The sequence below is a fragment of the Psychrobacter sp. NC44 genome (assembly GCF_904846655.1).
Classification (GTDB): Bacteria; Pseudomonadota; Gammaproteobacteria; order Pseudomonadales; family Moraxellaceae; genus Psychrobacter.
Genome location: NZ_CAJHBN010000026.1, coordinates 1 through 22,582 on the forward strand (window position 1 = coordinate 1; position 22,582 = coordinate 22,582).

Genomic DNA, 22,582 nt, shown 5'->3' on the forward strand with positions numbered 1-22,582 from the left:
TGATCCAAAACGTCAATTACACCAGCTAAAACAATGGGTTAAACAGGAACTGAACTAGTTATCTAGGACAGCCCCTTTAAAAAAGCCATTACGAATAGATATCGTGTCAGACGTGGTCTGCCCTTGGTGCGCTATCGGCTATAGTCAACTAGCCGAGGCATTAAAACAAACCAACACTCCGCACGAGATTCACTGGCATCCATTTGAGTTAAATCCTAATACACCGCACGAAGGACGAAACTATCGTGAGCATATCATGGAGAAGTACGGTACGACTGCTGAGGACATTCAAGAGAACCGAGCTAGAATGACAGAAGTAGGTGCTGAAGCTGGATTTGATTTTCAGTTTACCGATGACTTTCGTACTTACAATACTTTTAATGCGCATCAGTTGCTGCATTGGGCCGATCAACAAGGGCGTATGCACGAGCTAAAACAAGCATTGTTCGTCGCACACTTCGTCGATAATCAAAATATATCAGATTATAGTGTGCTTGCCGATGTTGCGGCCGATGTTGGACTGGATCGTAGCGAAGCACTGGCGGTCTTAAAAGATCAGCGATTTGCTGCAGCGGTAGAAAAAGAAAAGCAGCATTGGCAGCAACAAGGCCTTCAAAGTGTGCCATCTATGGTTTTCAATGAGCGTCATTTAATTAGCGGTGCTCAAGGTGTTGAGAATTATAAAAGCATATTGCAGCAGTTGGCCGACATGCCAGACTAAGTCATCTGTTGATGGTTGAGTTTTCAAGACTAAGAGTTTTAGAAAAGCTAAGGATTTTAGAGTTACTATATAGTCTCGGGCTATACAGTAACTCTAAAATCCTTTTTTTCATACCAAAAACATCTTAGCAATCAGCCTTACTTAATCGGCAATAACCCTTTAGCAGTGCTTATTTGCAAATAGTCAACATGCACTACACGACAACAGGCTTATCAATACGCAGCGCTTCTATAGAGAGCGCCATATCTTCAGCCAACGCTTGCACCGCTGCACTCTCGACATCACGCTGCGCAAAAGCACGCAGCCCCATGATTTCCGCCTGTAGTCGTCGTCCAAGCCTAGTTGCGTCGAGCTCAGTATCAAGCTCACCCAGCCGCTGTGCTTCGGTAAAGTAATTTATAAAACGCAGCTCCATACCTGCCAGCAGCATTTCAACTTTTTGTAGCGCTGTCTGCTCACGAGCACCAAGCTCCAGCAAGCTTTTGACCAGCATGCAAGCCTGACTCGGCAGCCCTTTATCACGAATACCGCCCAGCTGACGCACGAAAGCGGCTAACCCCAACAGCGGTGATTGATAAGCGCCCATTACCCGCTCAAGCTCACTCAAACCTAGACGAGCATAGTAGTCTAACGCTTCTTGAAATAATCCATCTTTACTGCCAAACGCAGCGTAAATGCTTCCTGGACGCATATCGAGCGCCTCTTCTATGTCTTTTAACGAAGTAGCATGAAAGCCTTTTTGCCAAAAAAGCTGTAACGCGCGTTCTAAGGCATCCTGACGGTTATAAAGTGCGGTACGTGACATAGTTTTTCCATCTCAAAAGCTGTAATCTCATATAAAAACAAGCACAGCGATAAAATTTGAATGATTGCTCAATTTTATATCGAATGGCATTCTTAGTCCAGTAAAGTTAATTTACAAAGCAAATATCTTATTTAGCCATTGGTAGCAATTTCAATGGCTAAATAAAATATGAAAGCGCCCAACGTTTAATGACTCAATAGTACATGCTTGCTTTTTTGATACGCAGACAAGCCATCTACACCCAGCTCACGACCGATACCGCTTTGCTTAAAGCCGCCCCACCCTGAATCTGGCAGTACAATTTGCTGTTCATTGATCCAGATATGACCCGCTTGAATCTGTAGCGCCATCTCTACGGCCGCCTTTTCATCAGCGCTGACAATGCTCGCGGCCAAAGCAAACTGGCTATCATTGGCCAAAGCAATCGCCTCTGCATGGTCGGTAAACGTTTGACTCACTAAGACCGGCCCAAAAACCTCTTCTGTCCATAACTGACTGGTCACTGGAACATTGGTATAAATCGTCGGCATCGCAAAATACCCTTGTCGATTTAAGACCTCACCACCTGTGAGACAAATCAGGTTTTCGGCAGTAGCAATGTCGAAATATTTTTTTACTTGATTGAGTTGCTGCTCACTAACCAGTGGACCCATTTGCGTGTCAGTGTCAAAGCCATCACCAATTTGCAAACTTTCTGCCTTAACTTTTAATGTGTCGAACAACGACTGAGCAATGCTTTCATGAACGAGCAGTCTTGAGGTGGCTGAACAGATCTGACCAGCATTGGTAAATATACCACCGATGATTAAATCACAAGCGTGGTCGATATCAGCATCTGCACATACGACGATGGCTGACTTACCGCCCAGCTCTAAACTAATATCCTTGATACCTTTTGCCGCTTGGCTCATTACCTTTTCACCAACGGCGTTGCTACCAGTAAAAGAAATTTTGTCGATTAATGGATGGCAGGTCATGGCAGCGCCCACTTCAGCTGCACCCGGTAAAATATTAACGACTCCTTTCGGTAGTTTGATAGCAGACAATATATTGCCCAGCATCAACTCTGGCAATAATGTCACCTCGGAGGGCTTTAATAGCACCGTACAGCCTGCAGCCAATGCAGGGGCTAACTTCCAAGCAGTAGTGACCATTGGAAAATTCCACGGGACAATAAGGGCGCAAATACCAACAGGCGCATACGTTTTTAGCAAGCGTATGCCTGACTCGCTGGTGGGTACCTCCAACCAAGTCGCTTGTTCTGTGATGATATTGGCATAATAGCGATAACAAGCAATGGCATCGCTCACGTCTATTTTTGCCTCTTCAATGGGCTTACCATTATTTAACACAGACAATCCAACCAATTTGTCAAACTGCTGCTCCATCGTCTCGGCAATGGCATTGAGATACGATGCACGCACGCTTACGTCGGTTTGCGACCAAGATGGATACGCCATAGAAGCCGCATTAACTGCCATTTCTACCTGTGCCTTGGTACACAATCGAGTGGTAGCGATGATTGTTCCCGAATTTGAATCATATAAATCATAACTTGAATCATGATTCGAATCATAGCTATCAGCATCAGCAGTATCGGTAGCAGGTGCTTCAATAGTCATCCATTTGCCATCTATATAGGCTGCATTTAACATCACTTCATCTTGAACCGTTTGGATGGCGCTTTCTCTCGTTAAACTGTTAGCATTCGTCATTTCCATGATGGTCAATCACCTTATATGGTTTGATATAATTGTTTTTATGCCTATTGTATTTATAAGTGTCTCTGTCAATCATTGGCTAAGTAATCGGTTTATCTAACTAAAGAATAAACCGGTTATTTGGCACATTATCGTTATGCTAGAGGATGGGTTGATATTGGCTACATAGCTAATAAAGTAAATGCGCCACTGACGTAATCACAACCAAACTGATCAGCGTACGAAGAATAAAAATCATGAACAGCTCTAACACATTAAGCTTGATGTTTGATTTCAAAATCAGCGCGCCCACTTCAGACATATAAATAATCTGAGTAATAGAACATGCACCAACGATAAATCTTGTCATCTCACTCTCAATACTTTTACCGACCAAGGCTGGCAAATACATATCCGCAAAGCCCATAATCATCGCTGGAGCCGCCTCTGCTGCCTCTGGAATTTGTAACAAATCAAGCAGCGGTACCAACGGTGTAGACAACCATTTAAACACAGGCGTATATTCGGCTAAGCCCAGACCAATCGTACCAATTGCGAAAATCACGGGGATTAGCCCAAAATAGATATCGAATAGATTCTTTACACTACGTTTGAACACTTGACCCAGACTTGGCATTGAGTGCGCGCGCGTCACAGCACGATTGACCGCCCATTGGTAGGTCGTGTACTGAGCAGGAATCCCTTCATCGAGCATACTTTTGCCAGAATGATAGGTGTCAGGCTTTAAGGAAAGTGGCGGTATACGCGGCATAATAATCGCAGCGATAAAGCCTGTTAAAGCAATGGTCAGATAAAAATAAACGAAGTTATCGTCCACGCCGATGGTTTTGGCGACGACATAAGTAAAAGCGATCGAAGTCACCGAAAAAGTCGTCGCGATAATCGCCGCTTCACGCTGGCTATAGTAGCTTTTATCATACTCCTGCATGGTGACTAGCAAGCCGATAGAAGCCGCGCCAAACCAAGAGGACATCGCATCTACCGCTGAGCGTCCTGGCAACTTAAACAGTTTGACAAATATTTTGCTCGCCAGTGTGCCCAAAAACTCCATCAAACCAAAATCCGTCAAAAACGGTAACGATAAAATGGCGAAGAAAAATAAAGGAATCAAAATTGGAATCAAATCTTCGAAAATGACGCCGCCGGTATTACGATTAATAATAAACTCAGGGCCGACTTGCAGATAAATCATCCAGACAAACACCATCCCTAGCAATCGGGCGGTGAGCCAAAACCAATCAACATCGAAGAGTTTTTTGACCATAGAGTCTTCATGCAGGTTGGGTTTTAACACCTTCACAGCCAACGCCCCAAGAAAGGAAGTCGTCACGATTGCCATTGCCACATAAACGACAGAACCGCCCAGCAAAGCTTGCAAAGCGTCCGTTAACACACCCAATAAAATCGTAACCTTTCCGTCCCATTGAAACGGAATAATAAATAGTGCAATGCCCAGTGCTGAAAACAATAAAAACTTCCACATTGACGCACGCCACTGCTCTCCTTGCGGCGTTTCTGAATCGACAACATCGTTTCCTAATATCGGTTGCTGCGACTTATCGAGATAATTCGTCATTTAATTCCTCCTTGATGGGCGACGATCGCCAATTTTTCCATTTTGCTGTCTGACCAATGCCTGGATTTAGCGAATTGGTCGGATCTAGTTTTTTATAAAAAGTATGTAGTGCAGGTTTTGCGGTATAGACATGACCCACGTTGTGTTCAGCAGGGTACTCTATACGACGTCGATCATAAAACGCCAACAGCTCATCCTTGAATTTTTTTGCATCTACCTCAGGGTGTAGCAGATAGTCTTGGTGCATGACATGACAGAAAAAATGCCCCAAATAAAAGGTTTTACTGACCTGCTTTTGTAAGTCAATAGGTAGCACTTCATCCCAATCTACGGCATTCCTTGGTAAGGCAATATCGGTAGACAACAGCTCTCCAAACTTTGTGTGGTTAAGGTTGTGATAACGAAACATGGCAGCGGTTGCCGCACTACGAAACACCAATAATGCTTGGGATTCTGCTGCTGTACAAAGATGTACGACGCCTTGATGCTGCTGCATATGGGACTGTAAAAATGCTTGGGCAGCGACAATATGACCATGACTGCGGTTATCATTGCTATTATCATCGTCCGTATTATTGCCATCCGCGACTTTAATGATTAAATGATAACGATAGGAGCTCGCCTGCTCTGCCAAAGAATTGGGTAATGACGGCGGCATGAAAACACCAGTCATTTGTAGCATCCGATCTGGTAAAGTCTGAGGCAGTCGCCATTTATCCAAATAGTAGCCAATCTTGGTTTGTAACCGATACAACGCTCCTATTTTACTGGCTGGTAGTTTTCGCATACTCAAACAAGTATCGCGACCATAGCGCATGGTAATATCGTTGTAATTTTTGTGCATATATTCTGCCAAAATAGGCAGGTTTAGCTCGCTTTTTAACCACTGTTGCCTGAGTGTGGTCAAAGTATCGGCGTCATTGGTCGAGATATAAAACGTTTGTTCTTGCGTCGGTTTGGCAAATGTCGCGACTCGAACCGCAAAGACGATGACTTTGCCTGCTGAACCAGAGGCTTCATATAATCCGTTAGGGTCATTATTAAATCTGGCAGGTGTGTCTGCCTCGCAATCACGCACCTTGTGTTGATAATGGTGGTTTGTACAGGACTTACTGTTGGCACTCTCTGGGTTTTTATTGAACGTGCCAGTTTGTAAGTTTCTAAGCATCTCTTCTGGACCTGCACCTAAATCAATGCCTAAGTGATTGATTAATTCAAACTCACCCATGGCATTACGTTTGGCAAATAGCGACATCTCGGTATACGCCGGACCACGCTGCACCAACATACCGCCAGAGCTGTTGCAAATACCGCCAATCACCGAAGCACCAACACAACTTGAGCCCAGTACTGAATGCGGCTCACGCCCTAACGGCGCAAGCTCAGACTCCAACTGCTGGAGGCTAGCCGCTGGCAAGGCAACCAGCTCTGCTGCATCATTGAGCAGATGAACACCGCCCAATCGTTGCATAGAAATCACGACGACTGCTCGATCGTACTCTCCGTACGGTGTCGAGCCTCCGGTCAACCCTGTGTTAGCAGCCTGAGCAATAATAATCACATCAGCCGCTGCACAGAGATTAATGACGCGCCATAGTGCCACAAGAGAGTCTGGTATCACAACTGCCACGACAGCATTCGTGATAGCCGCAATCGCCCCTTGTGTATACGACTGCTGCTGGCTGGGTTTGGTCAATACATTGGTCGCGCCAACAATCGCGGATAAATCCGTTAATAAGCTTGCCAGCGAGGTGCTCAAGCGACCAGACGAGCGGTTAGCATGTGGCATCATAGACGTTCTTCCTTGAGCGACCAGCCTTTATTATATTTGACGTATTAACATTAGCTAAAGCAGGTGAATGTTTTACCCATTTCAATCAAAAATTCATCGGCTTCATCAACTTCATAGATGATGGGTTGCTTGCCCTTGATATCTTCTTTTAAAGCATCGAGCAATTGCTGTTTGGCTGTGATTCTGCGATAACCTGCGCCAAATCCTGCGGCTAATGGCTCAAAGTTCGGCGTCTTAATATTAACCCCGATTAGTGGCAATCCACCCTCTTCCATATAACGACGAATCTCGCCATAGCCTTGGTTGTTCCACAGCAGCACAATCAATGGCAGCTCAAGCTCGGCGGCACAGATGAGTTCTGCAATCGTAAACTGAATACCGCCGTCGCCAATCAAGCTGACCACTGGACTGTTTGAGCCAATCATGGCACCAATGGCAGCAGGCAAACCATAACCTAACGTGCCAAATCCAGTCGATGAGTTAAACCATCGACGCGTGGCTAACGCCTCAAAACCAAGATTGCCGCTATAGACAGGCTGCGTTGAATCACCAACGAAGATGACGTCTTTCACTTCATCTCGAATCAATTGAAGTAGCGCATTTTGACCAGCAAAGTCTGGTGTCATGTCTTCTATAAGTAACTGTTTTGCCTCGTTTACTCGTACCGCCGCTTGATGATTTAACGCGTGGTTTTCTAAACGGCTACACAGCCCACTTATAGCCATTTGCGCATCGGACAATACCGCGATATCGGCTCTAAAAGGACGCTGTAATTGCTGGGCATCGCAGTCGATACGAATCAGCGTGCCATTGATTTTGAATTCACCATTAAAGAACACATCATAATCAGTCTCACCCAGCTCAGTACCAATCGCCAATACCCAATCAGCCTCAGCAATAACGGCGCGACCTGCCTCTAATGACTGATTGCTACCCAAACTTAATGGGTGGCTAGGTGGCAGCAAACCTTTGGCATTGATGGTTAAAAACGTCGGTGCATCGATAAGCTCTGCTAGGGTTTGCGCGTCATGATCGACATCGACGCAGCCACCACCATAAAGTATCACTGGATTTTTTGCCGCTTTTAGAGATTCAACGATCAAATCTAATTGCGCAAGATTGGGCAGCGGTCTCATTACTTGAGGTAACGTTAAACCATGTGCATCAGTCGATTTTTTTACAAAGTTATTTAAATAATCAGAGGGCTTAGCAACATGACTGGCATCGGCGGTAATCACATCAATGGGCAACTGGATATGCACTGGCCCCGGACGTGCGCCATTAAATAATGCAAACGCTTCAGCGATGACCTTGGGTAACGATTCAGGCTGCCAAATAGTTTTGCTCATGAGTGTAACCTTACTGACCATGCCTTGCTGATCGTGCAATTCATGCAAGTGCCCTTCACCGCTGCCCGTATCTGCCACTTTATTAACACTAGAAATCACTAGCATCGGTATAGAGTCTGCCAACGCCTGCGCCATGGCTGTCATGATATTGGTCATACCGGGGCCTGTGATAATAAAGCATACCCCGACTTTGCCAGACGCTCGGTAATAGCCATCAGCCATAAACCCCGCGCCTTGTTCATGACGCGGCGTCACGTGGCGGATGTTGGTGTTTGGTAGACCACGATATAGCTCGACCGTATGCACACCCGGAATACCAAATACGGTCTCTACCCCATAATACTCTAGCCACTGTACGAGCAGCTCACCACATGTCAGAGACGGCTTGGCGGGCGCTGAAGAAGATGTTTGAAGCGTTTGCGTCATGAGTTAATCATCCTAAAAAGTTCAATCGCGTTTAAATAAGTTGTTCAGTGTTAAACCCAAGCTGCCCTTTAATCCCTTATAAAAAGCAGCTTGATAAAAAGCAGTTTGCGATTATAAATTATTCTTAATACACCGCCTTTACCTTATCGTCATAGCGCACACCCGGTAAGATACATAGCATCTCAAACAGCAAGTTTGCCGCCAATACTGAGGTGTTACCAAATGGATCATACGGCGGTGACACTTCTACTAAATCGCCACCCACCACATCAAGTCCGCGCATACCGCGAATGATTTCTATCGCTTGCGTTGAGGTCAAGCCACCGATTTCAGCAGTGCCCGTACCCGGTGCAAACGCAGGATCAATACCATCGATATCGAAACTTAAATAGACGGGGCCATCACCGAGCTTTTCGCGTACTTCTGCCATCAATGGCGTCAGCGACTTGTACCAGCATTCCTCGGCAGGCACCACACGAAAGCCTTGCTGGGTTGACCAATCAAACTCTTCGGCGCTATAGCCTGTACCACGTAAGCCAATCTGTACCACGCGGTTACCATCGATTAAGTTCTCTTCGACAGCACGGCGGAACGGTGTACCATGAGCGATTTTTTCGCCAAACATCTCATCGTTGATATCTGCATGCGCATCGATATGCACCATGCCGACAGGGCCGTGTTTTTTGGCAAGCGCACGTAAGATAGGCAAGGCAATGGTATGATCGCCGCCCAACGTCAATGGAATAGCACCATGATTCACGATTTTATCAGTATAGAATTTTTCGATGATATCAATGCTTTTTAGCAAGTTGAAAGTATTGATAGGCACGTCGCCGATATCAGCAACTTGTAAAGACTCAAAAGGCGCTGCACGAGTGGCGACATTATAGGGACGAATCATGCGTGATTCATCACGAATTTGTCGTGGACCCAATCGCGCACCGCTACGGTTTGACGCACCAATATCTAAAGGCACACCCACAAACGCCACATCTAACCCTTCTGCATCAGCTTGAGTCGGCAAGCGCATCATAGAAGCAAAGCCGCCAAATCTTGGCATATCGTTGCCGCTTAATGGTTGATTGAATTTCATAAATCACATCCTTGTTTCAGTTTGTTTAAAATAGGCAATTTTTTATATGCTTTGACAATACCTAAATATTTAAAGTCAGACCATGGTAAAATTTAGAAGTAAACTTCTTATTTTTCGTAGTAATTTAGATTTAACCGTTATTATCAGAAGTTTGATATAAATTTGATGTTAGAGAAGTGATAAATAGAAGATTCATTTTGATAGACATCATAGGTACTGAGGAATAATGACCGATGCTAGATGAATTGATAAAAATAGACATCAAAACCTTGCGTAGCTTTATAGCGATTGTAGAGTGTCAGGGCGTGACAGCCGCACAGTCTCGCTTAAATGTGACGACCTCTGTCATTAGTGGTCATTTGACCCATTTAGAAGATCGCTTAGGCATGACGCTTTGTCATCGCGGACGCGCGGGTTTTAAGCTGACAGAAGATGGCGCAGCGGTTTATGAAGCCTGTTTGAGCTTTACTGAAGCGGTTGCCAGTTTTCAGCATCAACTACACTATATTCGCCAATTGGATTCGGTGCGTGGCGGTCATATCCGACTGTGTCTCATTGACCAGATGCCGACGTTTTTTTATGATGCTTTGCGCCAATGCTTGGCTGCTAGCTATCTTGACAATCCCCTTATCCACTTTTCTATCGATGTGCAAAGCCCTGAAAGCATGCTAAAGAAGCTGCTAAGCAACGAGAGTGATATTGGTGTGGGATATTTTGGCAGTTTTCCGCCACTACTCACTTTTCAGCCAGCCTTTATTGAGAAGCAGGTGGTCTGCTGTGGACGCGAGCATCGATTGTTTTATGAATCAGAAGGATTAACTTTTGAGGATTTGGAACAAAACTATCCATGGATAAAACGAGGCTATATTACCGATTTGAGTATCAATCATGTCCGCCCAAAAACCTTGAGTGCCACCACTTATCATATGGAGGCAACTGCGCAGCTCATTCTGGCGGGTCATCATGTTGGTTACTTGCCTAATGATTTAGCCAAGCGTTATGAAGAAATGGGACTGATGAAAATACTACTGCCCAATGAGGCCAGTTACGAGGTCAAGCATCATTGGGCTTATCGAGAAAACTTACACAAACAAGTCGCCGATTTCTTAAGTCAAATGACACGTCTTTTGTGAATAATGACGGCAAATAGCTACATAGCTACCCTGCTGTTAATCACTCTAGATGCTTTAAACCAATGGTTCTAAGCTTCCCTTTATCATCCACTTCTTTTATGACCAACGACCATTCGTCATTGATGTCGACCGTATCACCCGATACTGGCTTTATCTCTAAGCTATCATTGATATATTCAGCGACCGTTTGATCCCACATGCTTTTGGCGCTGTCCTCAGATTTGGATTTGAGTTTATCGACAAGCGACTCAGACGCCATAATACCAGTAAAAAACGGCAAATCTCCAAGCTTCACGCTTGGAGATAGCAGCCAATCGCCATAAAAATCATCCATGGCTTTATGGTCAAGGGTCGTATCGTTGAAAATCTTAGCAATTTGGGTGGCGTGGTTTCCTGTCATCGCATACCACACCCTATCACCGCATTTGAGCTTGGTATTTTCATCAACAACGATAATATGCTGCCTGCGTACCAAGGCAAAGACACTGATTTCATCAGGGTTTATGCGCTTAGAGATGGCCATTGGATGACGATCAATCGCAAATGCCCCTGACTTTACTTCAAACTCATATAAAGTAATGCTTGCTTTGTCAGATACCCAAACCTCATGCTCTTCTTCTGGATCTTTATTACTAGGAATACGCACTTTGAATAAATTTGCCATAAAAGGAATGGTCGTGCCTTGTAAAATCAAAGACAAAACCACCACGCCAAAAGCAATATCAAACAACATAAAAGCGCCGTCTATTCCCGCCATCACCGGTAATATGGCAAGCGTAATAGGAACCGCGCCGCGCAGACCTACCCAAGAAATAAAGCCGATTTCTCTGTCTTTAAATTTAAAGGGTTTCACACTGGTATAGACCGCAATAGGGCGAGCAATAAAAATCATAAAAGCTGCAATCGCGACGGAGTAATACCAAACATCAATCACATGCGATGGCGTCACCAATAACCCTAGTACCACAAATAATACCGCTTGTGACAACCACGCAAAGCTATCCATCACCCGCATCACATGCTCAGTTGAGCGCACTTTATGGTTGCCAATTAGCACACCAGTGAGATAAATTGCCAGAAATCCACTGCCGCCAATCAGATTAGTCGCGGCAAAGACTGCCAAGCCAGCAGACATGATCAAAATGGCATACATACCTTCTGCCAAGTGTATTTTTGGTAATAGCCTTGCCAATAAATAACCAAACAGTAAGCCCATGCCCAAACCAAAGCCAAGCTGCTGTAATAACAACCCTAAAAAGCCCAGTATTGTCTGTCCAGCGGGATCAACATTTAAAGCGATTAATCCTGTCACCAGCAAAATAGCCAAAGGATCGTTCGCGCCCGATTCTAGCTCCAATGTAGCCTGTACACGATCGTTAAGTTTGACGCCGCCATTACGCAATAGCGAAAACACCGCTGCTGCATCGGTTGAACCAACAATGGCCGCCATCAACAAACCAAGTCGCCAATCAACATCGAGTAGCCAAGTGACGAATATACCCAGTATCATTACCGTCGCAAGTACGCCCCAAGTGGCTAAGGTAATAGCAGGCTTGAGACCCACTCGAAATGACTTAAAAGATGTGCGTAGCCCACCATCTAACAAGATACAAGCAAGAGCTGCCTGCCCAACGAAATTAGCAAGCCCGTATTGGGCGAACTCGATACCTAAAATACCATCTTCGCCAGCCAACATCCCTACGATCAAAAACAACAGCAATAGCGGAACGCCCAAGCGCGCCGATAACGTACTTGCCATAATACTGGCGAAAATTAACAATGCCCCTACGAGATAGATGATATTTAAGGTATCCATCTTTTTTAAGCCCTATTTTTATAAATTGTAATGAATGGAGTTATCGCGATAATTCTAATTTTAGTTTGCTACAGGTAGCACCATAAAATCGCTCTTAAGAATAACATCTACGACCGAATCTATAAAAATTATCTGTAGAAATATGTACTGAATTTCATATATACCTTTGATATATTGCCCTTTGACAGAGTTTACGTTTTTTTCTAACCACAACTAAGCCTGAATGTACTGCCATGTAAGGACCAAAATCGCTGCGGCTATTGTCCAAGCGACAACGCCGAACAGTAATGCCTTATATAAGCTGACGTAACCGATGCTAAAAAATACCACAAAGGTATAAATAAGATGCGGTATGACACCGAGCATACTAAATATTAATGCGACTTTTAAATCAGCGGGGCTACGCTCAGTACCCACAATAAAGTGACTGATTAACGTAAATGTGGGGAACAGTGGCGCGAGTGCTGCCAAATAAAAAAATCTGGTTCGCGCGAATAATTGAATCGCCAATACCATTAGAGCACCAATAAGCATTTTTAACCAAATCACGACGGGGTCATCTCCTATGGAATGATAAGGGCTGGAAATAGCCCAATCCACCATGATACTAAAGTCTGCAAACCGACATAAGAGCAATAGCTGATTAATTAATCTATATGATAAAAACGTGCAAAAAGCCCCATCTAGCAATGGGGCTATTCATTTTTATGAAGCGAGTTTTCTATTACTCACTCAATCATTTTTTGGCTTCAGTGCGGCACTGATATCGGCGAGTAGTGGCGGGATATCATGCTTATCAGCGATGACCTCCAACATAACCAATTTGTCTTTTACAGCTGCTGCTTGCGTAAGAGCCGCTTTTAACTCGCCTGCTGTTTCTGCTTTTAGCAGCAGACTATTATCATCGGTGGCACCAAAAGCTTTTGGCATCATCTGCCAGTTACACTTAGGAATGTCATTATAGCGCTGGTTTTCACCATGAATCGCCCGCTCCACGGTATAGCCATCATTATTAATCAGTACAATCACTGGATTGATATGCTCTTGAATCATCACCGCGATTTCTTGAATGGTCAATAATGCTGAGCCATCACCAATCAATAAGACACTGCGCTTGTTTGGCGATGCAATAGCCGCACCCAAACTTGCCGGCAACGTATAACCAATCGAGCCCCACATTGGTTGTCCATAACAAGTCACGCCTTCTGGTAAACGCACATCACTGATGCCAAAATACGCCGTTCCCTGTTCTGCAAACACCAAATTATTATGGTCTAGATGATCGGCAATGATATGCCATAGATCATCTTGAAAAATAGCCTCGCTGTCCTTACCCTGCTGCTCATGCGGCTTGACTTCTTTACAGAACGGCTTTGGCACAATATTAATATCTGAGGTCAAGACTTCATGTAGCGTTTTTAGGGCGTCTTTTAGGGCAATGGGCGCAAAGTTTTTGCCAGCAATGCTCGCGCGCTCATAATGCAAATCAACCACTGTACTTTCATCAATATCTTGGCTAAAACCTGCCGTCGTAGTATCGGTATATTGCACACCTATTTTTATTAAGCACTCACAGTTTTCGACTGCATCCTTGACCACGGGACGTGATGCCACGCCAGCATAAGTCCCTGCCCAACGTTCACTATTTTCGTCAAGCAAAGTTTTGCCCCATGATAACGTCGTATAGGGAATATCCGTATCGGCAATCAATGCCTTAAGCTGCGGCTGTAGTCCCAAACGATGCACCATCAAATCTGCCATCAGCGTCGTGGTTTTGTTTGGCAGAAACTCTATGAGCGCTTGTTTAAAATCTGCCAATGCTGCTTGACTGGTGATGTCTTCTTGGCTATCAACAAGCTTTGTAGTCGGTGGATAAATAGGTTGACGAGCAACGTCAGGCGATAGTAACAGATAGCCTGGACGATGTTTTTTAAGAATTAAGCGAATCACACGGTCGATTTCTGAGGCAGCATTTTCAGGGGTAAGCTGCGCTCGTGCTACCGTGACCGGCTCTACCATCTTAATAAAATGATTGAACACGCCGTCACCAAGTGAGTGATGGATGCGGCGCTTTGAATCTTGTAAAGCCGTACTTGGCGCGCCTACGATATGTAGCACTGGTGCATACTCAGCAAAAGAGCCTGCGGTCGCGTTAATCGCTGACAATTCTCCCACCCCAAAGGTCGTCACCATCGCCGCAAAGCCGCGCTCACGTGCATAGCCGTCAGCTGCGTAACCTGCATTTAACTCATTGGTGTTACCCACCCAGCGCAGCTTATCAGAGGCAATAATATTATCTAAAAAAGTTAAGTTGAAATCACCAGGTACGCCAAATATCTCTGACGCGCCTGCTTCTGCGACACGATCAAACAAATAATCAGCGATGGTATATTGTTGACTCATAGTACTTATCCTTAAGTGTTATCTTTATAAATCATGAAAATGATTAATATGGTTAAAGTCATTATAAAACTGTATTCCAGCCTATTTATAGAAAGCAAAGCTTTTGGAATATAGATTACAACAATCTGTTATATCACAGATGAAGGCTAGGATAATATGCCAATTTACTATCTTTTACTTTTTTTCATACTAACTGTTGACACGTTCAAAAAACTGCGTATAATACGCCTTCATCAACTGACGATAGTTAATTGATAATTAGCGGGAATAGCTCAGTGGTAGAGCATAACCTTGCCAAGGTTGGGGTCGAGAGTTCGAATCTCTTTTCCCGCTCCAAATACTTAAAAAGCCTCACTTAACAGTGAGGCTTTTTTTTGTCCAATTTTCGGGGTTTGTAGAGAAATTCTCGAAATATCTTTTTTAATATAGTTAAGTTTATCTACTCAGTCAAAAAGCTCGTTTTCGGTGCGGTGCCCATTTGGTGCCCAAACTGTGCCCTGCCCTAAAACCTCACCTACATAACTGACCACAACCTAGCTATTTTTCGCTAAAAACCATCCTGACACCTAACCTAATAAATTTGGCACTATGATGATTTTGAACCCAACCTCAATTCAGCAAAAAACGTGTTTTTTAAATGCATCATTTATTGGAAATGTATTTAAGATCCACACTATTTAAAGCTAACCGTCATTTAAAAATTGATGACTCCAACCTAACAATAGAAATTATTAAGCCTTGTAAATATGCTTTAGCCCTAATCAGTTTTTGGCTAGAAATTCCTTATCAATGGTTATCGCGATAGTTAATTCACTCTTTTCCTGAAGAGTCGTCCTCACCAAGTTCATCTGGAACATACTTCAAAATATCCCCTGGCGTTACTTCTAATACATTACATAGCTTACTCAAAGTATCGAACTCAATTCTAGTCGTATCATCATTATAGATTCTATGCAGCGTCGATTTACTGATATCTGTCATTCTCACTAAATCTGCTACACGCAACCTTCTTTCTGCTAAAAGAACCGGTAAGTTACATGAAATCACAATAAATTCCTTATTGGTAAGTAAAAAGTACTTGCCAATGACTACTTTTCTGATAATATAGTACTCGTTGGCAATAACAAAGTGTTTATTGAAAACTATTTAATACTGACTGGAGAACTATTATGTCACAGACCTATCTCACCACTCAAGAACTAGCCGAACGTATCAAATACGATGCGCGTACTATCCGTAACCAACTCAAGGACACTGTCTTGATCGAGAACATTCACTATATACGCCCCTTTGGCGGTCGTAAGATTTTATATGTATGGGAACGTATTGAAGAAGATATGTGTAAACCGGTGATGAGTGCAATCAATGGAATGGCCTTACAGTAAATTTTACATAAACAAGGAGCTAAACAATGGCATCAGTAAGAGCAAGGCGTGGCAAATTATTTATAGATTTCACATTTATGAATATTCGTTGCCGTGAGACAACAAACTTCCCTGACACTCCAGTAAACGTTAAAAAGCTGACTTTAGTAGCAAAAAAAATGGAAGCAGAAATCACCCTAGGCATCTTTGACTATGGTGCCTACTTCCCCAAGAGCACGCGTTTAAAAGAGATGACAGCACTGGCTGACAGAGCGGAAGCTTGTATCAGTCGTAATCCAACCTTTAGGCAGTTTTCAGTGATTTGGTATGAGGAGAAGAAGATTGAATGGCGGCTGAGCTATCGGCAAAAGACGCAGATTATTTTAAATAAGTACTTGTTACCTGAGTTTGGTGGTAAAGCAGTACATGCGATAAAAAAACCAGACTTGCTGACCTTCCGTAGCTCTCTCGCCAAAGTTCGTTACGGTAAAGATGGTCAGTCAAGTCTGTCAGTAGCACGAATCAATCAGATTATGATACTCCTTCGTATGATACTAGAAGAAGCATCAGATCGCCATGAGTTTGAGATGCCTTATAAAAATATTAAGAATCTCAAGCAAGCTCGTCCTGATGTCAGTCCTTTTACATTGAGTGAGGTATGGCTGATTTTAAAGCATGTGCGCGCGGACTATAAGCCTTACTACACTATTCGCTTCTTTACAGGAATGCGTACCAGTGAAATTGATGGGCTTAAGTGGGACTGTATTAACTTTGATCGACGTGAGATTAGTATTAGAGGGGCATTAGTGAATGGGGAGATGGGTCCGACTAAGACGTTAGGCTCACAGCGTGATATTGCGATGTCACAGTTGGTCTATGACGCCCTAATAGAGCAGAAGACGCGCACCTTTGGTAAGTCAGAGTTTATCTTCTGCAACTCACAAGGTAATCCGATGGAGTACCGTAATGTGAATAGGCGGATATGGAAACCCACGCTTGCCTTACTTGGCCTGAAACACCGGCGTGCTTATCAGACTCGGCACACGGCAGCGACGCTTTGGCTCGCTGCTGGTGAGAACCCTGAATGGATAGCACGGCAAATGGGTCACAGTAGTACAGAGATGCTGTTTCGGGTGTATAGCCGTTATGTACCTGATATTACCCGTCAAGATGGCTCAGCGATGGATAACTTGCTGCTTGCGAGTAAGGAGAAACTGACAAGCGCATCGAATAGCTCTGAGACTGACAAGGAGACGTCACGATGAAAATCATTAATTATGAAGATCTGTTTGGTGAGTTTAAACCTGACGGTGCGATCAGTGAAGACGCGAATGTTATCGCTAATGCATTGATGCGTGAGTTGTACGTTTCATCGGGTCATAACTTAGCTCGCTTCTTAGGGGTAAAGCGGTGCTTTAATAACGATATGGCGATGCGTGTGTGGGTACAGAAGCGCTTGGATGCGAGTCTTGGTTATGTGGTTGAGGATATGCGTTGTCAACTTCAGAGCGAGCTTTATGAGCTATTACCGCAGTCTGGTTATGGTGGCTACTGAGGATAAAATGATGAGTATAAAGCTTCAGCCTAATATGATGCAGAGCCCATATGATATCAAAATATGTGAGGATTACTGGGCATATGATAATAAAGGTGATTATATCGCGCATGTAGAAACCGTCTGTGAAAAATATGAGATTAGCCCTCAAGTACTATTCAAGACAATCGGTGAGTGTTTTGCTTATTTAGATGATGTGCTTTGTGAGTACTGCGGCTATGTGTGCCCTTTACAGATACCAGCAGACATTCCGTATATGCGCTCAAAAGAGAGTTGGTGCTGTGAGGTATGTGAGCATGCTGTATGGCGGGAGCATAATCATAGATAAGTCGTTCACAATATTAAAGCCAGACAGCTTAGGTTGTCTGGCTTTTTCGTATGCAATATATCTTCTTTTAAATACAGTCCAAATTTAATGTGCCACTACACTTATTAGGTGTCCTAAATTAGTTGACCACTACAAGTATTGTATCTTTTATATTTTGGACTGGCTATAGAAAGCTTCTGGGGTATATTGAAGAATGAGCTGATATATCATAAAGATTATAAAACCAGATTTACAGCCATCAACGATATCATTAGATATATCGAGCTGTACTACAACCAGACGAGGATTCAAAAGGGCTTGGGCTATAAATCGCCAAGACAGGTGTGGTTTGATTATTATCGTCAGGCTGCGTAATTAAAATCTCCCAAGTTTATGTCTACGGGATTGACGGCAGGGGTCATTTCCTTATTATTACTATCGAACCATACTGTAGTCCAACTGTTATCCATATCTCCATCTATTAGTAACAATTCCTTATATATACAGCATTTACTCCAATTCCTTGGTGCATGTTCAAATATCCAGTAAGCAATTTGTTGTTGGATTTCTTTAAATTTTTCTACACTCATATAACATTACTCTAAGCCAATAATAGGTATTGTTATTGAATAAATAGCTTAGAATCTAAAAATTCTCATAATCTGGATGATATAGAAGGTCGTCTGCTGTTTCCCACTTCAAGCGTGGTGGTCTGTCATAACCAAAGTCAAAGTTGTATTTTCCATCTGAAGTAACTTTCATCTTGCAGGTCGTCCAACGATCATCAATTTCAGCAATAACATTGTTAAGGTCGACAAATAGCTCTTTCATATTTGATTCATTTAAAGCTGAGATTTCAATATCAATCATTTCCTTATTATTACTATCGAACCATACTGTAGTCCAACTGTTATCCATATCTCCATCTATTAGTAACAATTCCATATATATACAGCATTTACTCCAATTCCTTGGTGCATGTTCAAATATCCAGTAAGCAATTTGTTGTTGAATTTCTTTAACTTTACTCGCACTCATTATTCTACCCTCCTGGTTGGTTTTTGAAATCATTTGTTGTCCACCTAGATGTACCTACTTCTCTATACTGTGTTCTGATTGTATCTGGCCTTGTTGTATTATTACCACTACGATAAATTGGCTCTATCCTTACTTCTACCTTTTTACCCGCTGCGGCTAACGCTTTTACCTTACTCTCAAACTTACTCGCATAGGCTCCTTGATTTAAGTTTGCTACTCCATTAGAAGGTTTTCCGTTACCTGGTACAACATTTAATCGATTAATTGGACCATTGAACTGATTACCTATTAAATAGAAGCCCACATCGCCCGATTTTGACCCTTTATCTTTACCAATATTTGTCGTAGTAATGCTATCTGTTGTTTGACGCCCATGGTCTTTCGGATCAATTGTACCTGATACCTGATCTACACGACCTTTACTATCAGTACGCCATGCATAGCTACCATACTCATAAGTCGTATTAGGTAGCGGATTCTCTGCCATACGATTAAAGGTAGCCAAGTCTGTAACTTTAATCACGGCAGGTAGTTTTTGTTTTACAAAACCCTCAGGGGTATTATTGCTTTTATAACTATAAGTCGTTAATACTGAGCTGCCTTCCTTAAATGTGGGCTTAACGTAGTATCATAAAAAAGCCTGCAATAGTAGGCTTTTAAAAGGTAGAATAAAGATATAAATTTTCTATACCGTATCGTCTTATAAACTCATAGAGCTTGATCAAATCAGATATCTCAACATCACCTAATTGGTGTAGCGGATCGTCCTTATCTAAATCATCAACATTTTTTAGAGTAGTCAGTGTTGGATATTTCTCAAAAATATAGCTAACCGCTTTTGGGTTTAGCTTCGAAAGTAAATAACCACTATGCTCGTCATAAGCGACGGTGTCAGCTATATCAATTGGAATGTCAATTATATCCGTAAGCTCAAGCATTGTAATGGTATCAAACCACAACGTTTCAAATGTAAACCCGTGCCCTTCTTCTGGATAATATTTAATTTTTTCGACATCTGGTTCAAAAATAACCGTATCACCAATCACAGTAGACCTCCTTAATAATAGTCCTTATAACCATAAAATAACCTATATTATGACACTATCAATCTGGCTGACTAATTCTTTGATAACTTCTATATCAATTCCTTCTTTCTTAGCAATCAATTCAGCATTAAATAGTACAGCTGATGTTCCTTCTGGCTCATCAGAAATATCTAACGATATTATTAACTCATTTGGGACGTTTAATTTCTGAATTTGAATGGCGGCTGCCTCGAGATTAATAATAGTGAAGTACGGCCATCTACCAAATTTAATGCTTTCGATATCAGCATTAAACAATCGGCATAGGTGCATATTTGCTTGGCTAAAATCACAGTCTTTTACTAATCCATAATGATTTGATGACTCTTCATCAGGGCGTCCGCCCAAATCGCATCCTAAAAAATTACCTTTGAAGGTTACCGAGTCGAAGGTCACACTATGCTCTTGCCAATTGGTTAGCTTCTTCTTCGTCTGAAAAACACCCCCAACCATTTCAGCATCTAAGAACTGTATACCTCTAGCCGTTTGCTTATTGATAACAACACAATCAACGAGTTTTAAATTTGGTCCTAGAAATACACAGTTTTCACTTTGAAGAACAATCTCCGTATTAGCTATCGTTTTATCTCTAAATTTCTTCATATAATCTATCTCACTACAAATTAAAAGGTTAGCATTCGCCAAATAAAGCTAGGCATACGCTCAACATGTGTACGCATGTTAAGGTCAGAACCAGACATCACATCATATTTTATACCAGGGTAATCCCCCCAATAAATAAGAACACCTAAAAATAGAGATTAACTGCTAAAATATATGAGCAGGAGAATCCTATGAAAAAAACACGCTTTACTGATAATCAGATCGTCAACATCTTAAAACAGGCAGAACAAGGCGTCCCTATCGCTGACTTGTGCCGTGAGCATAACATCGGACAAAGCACCTTCTACAACTAGCGTTCTAAATATGGCGGTATGGATGCCACGCTTATCACTCGTCTTAAAGAGCTTGAGATTGGAAATGCTCGCTTAAAGAAGATGTACGCTGATGAATGTCTTAAATCCGACATCCTACAGGATGCCATGACAAAAAAGTGGTAGCGCCGCTTGGGCGCCGTGAGATGGCTTGTCACTACATTAGAGAGTATGGCATCAGTATCCGCCGTGCTTGCTTGATTTTTAACATCAGCGTGACCTGTTATTACCATCAGTCTGTTGCGTCTGATGAGAACCGTCAAATAGCTGAGCGACTGATAGAGCTGACCACCCAGAACAAGAACTGGGGCTTTGGATTGTGCTTTATGACTTTGCGTAATGTACTGGGGCTGCCCTACAACCATAAGCGTGTGTATCGTATTTACCGTGAGCTTGAATTGAACCTTAGAATCAAGCATCGTCGCCGTATTAAGCGTGCCAAACCCGTGCCACTTGCTATACCTGTAAAACCCAATCAAAGCTGGAGTATGGACTTTATGCATGATGCTCTAACTGACGGCCGTGGCTTTAGACTGTTCAATATGATTGATGATTATAACCGTGAAGCACTCACGGTCGAGATTGATTTTTCACTACCCGCTCAAAGAGTCATATGCAGCTTGAACCAGCTGATTGAATGTCGAGGTAAGCCTAATCAAGTCAGATGTGATAATAGTCCTGAGTACATCAGTCGTGCACTCAGAGACTGGGCAATAGAACAAGGCATCACTATCAGTTACATTGAGCCTGGCAATCCACAGCAAAACGCTTATGTTGAACGCTATAACAGAACCATGCGCTATGATTGGTTAAACCCAGAGTTGTTTACGGATTTAGATCAAGTCCGTCAGCAAGCAGAGGATGGGTTGTATTACTATAATTATGAGCGTCCTAATATGGGTAATGGCGGCTTTACGCCAATACAGAAACTAAACCATGCAGCTTAATTCTATTGAATAAGTGTCTTAGGATTGGGAGGGTTACCCTCTTTGATGAAGTCAGACTCCATAAATTGTAACGGACGAAGGTCACAAAACTGTCCAAGTCTAGAATAGTTCTTAGCATAGTCTAGTGAAACGGGATATCCTTCAATATCATCTTCCCAAACTGTTTTTCAGCCAGCAGTAGATAAAGCCATTGTCCGATGCGATATCCTCGCCCATCGTTGTAATTTGCTTGAAGCGTTATAGCTTCATTGATCTGATCAACAAGCTTACTATCTAGCTCTGGCGTGTTAACTGGATCAATCCAACGACTTTTATAGTTCTCCATATTAGTTGGAAACCAACCCATATTATCACCAGAAGTCAAAATAGCATCATCAAACTGAACCGCCCCGGGATTGTCGGAGACTCAACATTCTGAGAGAATATGACAATGAAAAGACAAACCTACACTCCTGAGATTAAAGAACGCGCCGTTCGCATGCTGATTGAAGCGTCGAGCGACTATCCTTCTCCTTC

Annotated in this window: 21 protein-coding genes, 1 tRNA gene and 2 pseudogenes; 9 read left to right on the top strand and 15 right to left on the bottom strand. The window is 42.9% G+C overall.

The window, feature by feature from the left end; genetic code table 11:
• Positions 1–103 precede the first annotated feature (103 nt).
• Complete coding sequence (locus JMX95_RS13165) at positions 104–721, top strand: DsbA family protein (RefSeq protein ID WP_227676078.1); 618 nt, start codon at positions 104–106, stop codon at positions 719–721.
• A gap of 193 nt (positions 722–914) precedes the next feature.
• On the opposite strand, the gene JMX95_RS13170 is transcribed toward JMX95_RS13165, so the two are convergent.
• The 6 genes from JMX95_RS13170 to speB all read right to left on the bottom strand — a co-directional run bounded on the left by JMX95_RS13170 (position 915) and on the right by speB (position 9,483).
• Positions 915–1,526: a TetR/AcrR family transcriptional regulator gene (locus tag JMX95_RS13170; protein WP_087814198.1), complete on the bottom strand. Its 612-nt coding sequence runs from the start codon at positions 1,524–1,526 to the stop codon at positions 915–917.
• Between the two features lie 185 nt (positions 1,527–1,711).
• Positions 1,712–3,247, bottom strand: coding sequence for an aldehyde dehydrogenase family protein (locus tag JMX95_RS13175; RefSeq protein ID WP_227676079.1), 1,536 nt, complete (start codon positions 3,245–3,247; stop codon positions 1,712–1,714).
• A 169-nt stretch (positions 3,248–3,416) separates the two neighbouring features.
• Positions 3,417–4,823, bottom strand: a complete 1,407-nt coding sequence (locus tag JMX95_RS13180; RefSeq protein WP_060491314.1) for a YjiH family protein — start codon at positions 4,821–4,823, stop codon at positions 3,417–3,419.
• Complete coding sequence (gene dld / locus JMX95_RS13185; RefSeq protein WP_087814199.1) at positions 4,804–6,615, bottom strand: D-lactate dehydrogenase; 1,812 nt, start codon at positions 6,613–6,615, stop codon at positions 4,804–4,806. The genes JMX95_RS13180 and dld overlap by 20 nt, the downstream gene beginning before the upstream one ends.
• 50 nt (positions 6,616–6,665) lie before the next feature.
• Positions 6,666–8,390: a 5-guanidino-2-oxopentanoate decarboxylase gene (locus JMX95_RS13190; protein WP_087814200.1), complete on the bottom strand. Its 1,725-nt coding sequence runs from the start codon at positions 8,388–8,390 to the stop codon at positions 6,666–6,668.
• Between the two features lie 124 nt (positions 8,391–8,514).
• Positions 8,515–9,483, bottom strand: coding sequence for an agmatinase (gene speB, locus JMX95_RS13195; protein WP_055125012.1), 969 nt, complete (start codon positions 9,481–9,483; stop codon positions 8,515–8,517).
• A gap of 233 nt (positions 9,484–9,716) precedes the next feature.
• Here speB and JMX95_RS13200 point away from each other — a divergent pair, with 233 nt between their 5' ends.
• The gene (locus JMX95_RS13200) at positions 9,717–10,616 is read left to right on the top strand and encodes a LysR family transcriptional regulator (RefSeq protein ID WP_087814201.1); all 900 of its coding nucleotides are present in this window, start codon (positions 9,717–9,719) and stop codon (positions 10,614–10,616) included.
• A 40-nt stretch (positions 10,617–10,656) separates the two neighbouring features.
• Here JMX95_RS13200 and JMX95_RS13205 read toward each other — a convergent pair whose 3' ends face one another.
• The 3 genes from JMX95_RS13205 to JMX95_RS13215 all read right to left on the bottom strand — a co-directional run bounded on the left by JMX95_RS13205 (position 10,657) and on the right by JMX95_RS13215 (position 14,835).
• Positions 10,657–12,432: a potassium/proton antiporter gene (locus tag JMX95_RS13205; RefSeq protein WP_087814202.1), complete on the bottom strand. Its 1,776-nt coding sequence runs from the start codon at positions 12,430–12,432 to the stop codon at positions 10,657–10,659.
• A gap of 213 nt (positions 12,433–12,645) precedes the next feature.
• Positions 12,646–12,981: a GlpM family protein gene (locus JMX95_RS13210; protein ID WP_227676080.1), complete on the bottom strand. Its 336-nt coding sequence runs from the start codon at positions 12,979–12,981 to the stop codon at positions 12,646–12,648.
• Positions 12,982–13,164: 183 nt separating this feature from the next.
• Positions 13,165–14,835: an alpha-keto acid decarboxylase family protein gene (locus tag JMX95_RS13215; RefSeq protein WP_087814204.1), complete on the bottom strand. Its 1,671-nt coding sequence runs from the start codon at positions 14,833–14,835 to the stop codon at positions 13,165–13,167.
• A gap of 261 nt (positions 14,836–15,096) precedes the next feature.
• Here JMX95_RS13215 and JMX95_RS13220 point away from each other — a divergent pair.
• Positions 15,097–15,171: transfer RNA gene (locus tag JMX95_RS13220), tRNA-Gly, on the top strand.
• A 474-nt stretch (positions 15,172–15,645) separates the two neighbouring features.
• Here the strand turns inward: JMX95_RS13220 and JMX95_RS13225 are convergent.
• Positions 15,646–15,882: a helix-turn-helix domain-containing protein gene (locus tag JMX95_RS13225; protein WP_179799722.1), complete on the bottom strand. Its 237-nt coding sequence runs from the start codon at positions 15,880–15,882 to the stop codon at positions 15,646–15,648.
• 122 nt (positions 15,883–16,004) lie between these two features.
• On the opposite strand from JMX95_RS13225, the gene JMX95_RS13230 reads away from it, so the two are divergent.
• From JMX95_RS13230 to JMX95_RS13250, 5 genes and pseudogenes are all read left to right on the top strand, one after another.
• On the top strand, positions 16,005–16,220 hold the full coding sequence (locus JMX95_RS13230) for a hypothetical protein (RefSeq protein ID WP_045456309.1): 216 nt from the start codon (positions 16,005–16,007) through the stop codon (positions 16,218–16,220).
• A 26-nt stretch (positions 16,221–16,246) separates the two neighbouring features.
• A complete protein-coding gene (locus JMX95_RS13235) occupies positions 16,247–17,464 on the top strand; it encodes an Arm DNA-binding domain-containing protein (RefSeq protein ID WP_201561050.1) in 1,218 nt (405 codons plus the stop codon).
• On the top strand, positions 17,461–17,754 hold the full coding sequence (locus JMX95_RS13240) for a hypothetical protein (protein ID WP_201561051.1): 294 nt from the start codon (positions 17,461–17,463) through the stop codon (positions 17,752–17,754). Before JMX95_RS13235 ends, JMX95_RS13240 begins: the two co-directional genes overlap by 4 nt.
• Before the next feature lie 10 nt (positions 17,755–17,764).
• Positions 17,765–18,082 carry a hypothetical protein gene (locus JMX95_RS13245; protein WP_227676081.1) on the top strand — a complete coding sequence of 106 codons (318 nt, stop codon included), beginning with the start codon at positions 17,765–17,767 and terminating at the stop codon, positions 18,080–18,082.
• A gap of 150 nt (positions 18,083–18,232) precedes the next feature.
• Positions 18,233–18,436 (top strand): annotated as a pseudogene (locus tag JMX95_RS13250) (IS3 family transposase); the annotation flags it as partial.
• A 270-nt stretch (positions 18,437–18,706) separates the two neighbouring features.
• Here JMX95_RS13250 and JMX95_RS13255 read toward each other — a convergent pair.
• The 4 genes from JMX95_RS13255 to JMX95_RS13270 form a co-directional block, all read right to left on the bottom strand.
• Positions 18,707–19,099: an immunity protein YezG family protein gene (locus JMX95_RS13255; RefSeq protein WP_201561052.1), complete on the bottom strand. Its 393-nt coding sequence runs from the start codon at positions 19,097–19,099 to the stop codon at positions 18,707–18,709.
• 4 nt (positions 19,100–19,103) lie between these two features.
• Positions 19,104–19,586, bottom strand: a complete 483-nt coding sequence (locus tag JMX95_RS13260; RefSeq protein WP_201561053.1) for a DNA/RNA non-specific endonuclease — start codon at positions 19,584–19,586, stop codon at positions 19,104–19,106.
• A gap of 169 nt (positions 19,587–19,755) precedes the next feature.
• The gene (locus JMX95_RS13265; protein WP_193007231.1) at positions 19,756–20,145 is read right to left on the bottom strand and encodes a hypothetical protein; all 390 of its coding nucleotides are present in this window, start codon (positions 20,143–20,145) and stop codon (positions 19,756–19,758) included.
• A gap of 42 nt (positions 20,146–20,187) precedes the next feature.
• Complete coding sequence (locus JMX95_RS13270; RefSeq protein ID WP_193007232.1) at positions 20,188–20,787, bottom strand: hypothetical protein; 600 nt, start codon at positions 20,785–20,787, stop codon at positions 20,188–20,190.
• A 191-nt stretch (positions 20,788–20,978) separates the two neighbouring features.
• On the opposite strand from JMX95_RS13270, the pseudogene JMX95_RS13275 reads away from it, so the two are divergent.
• A pseudogene (locus tag JMX95_RS13275) lies at positions 20,979–22,066 on the top strand (IS3 family transposase).
• 121 nt (positions 22,067–22,187) lie between these two features.
• Here the strand turns inward: JMX95_RS13275 and JMX95_RS13280 are convergent.
• Positions 22,188–22,412: a hypothetical protein gene (locus tag JMX95_RS13280; protein WP_201561054.1), complete on the bottom strand. Its 225-nt coding sequence runs from the start codon at positions 22,410–22,412 to the stop codon at positions 22,188–22,190.
• Positions 22,413–22,582: the final 170 nt, after the last annotated feature.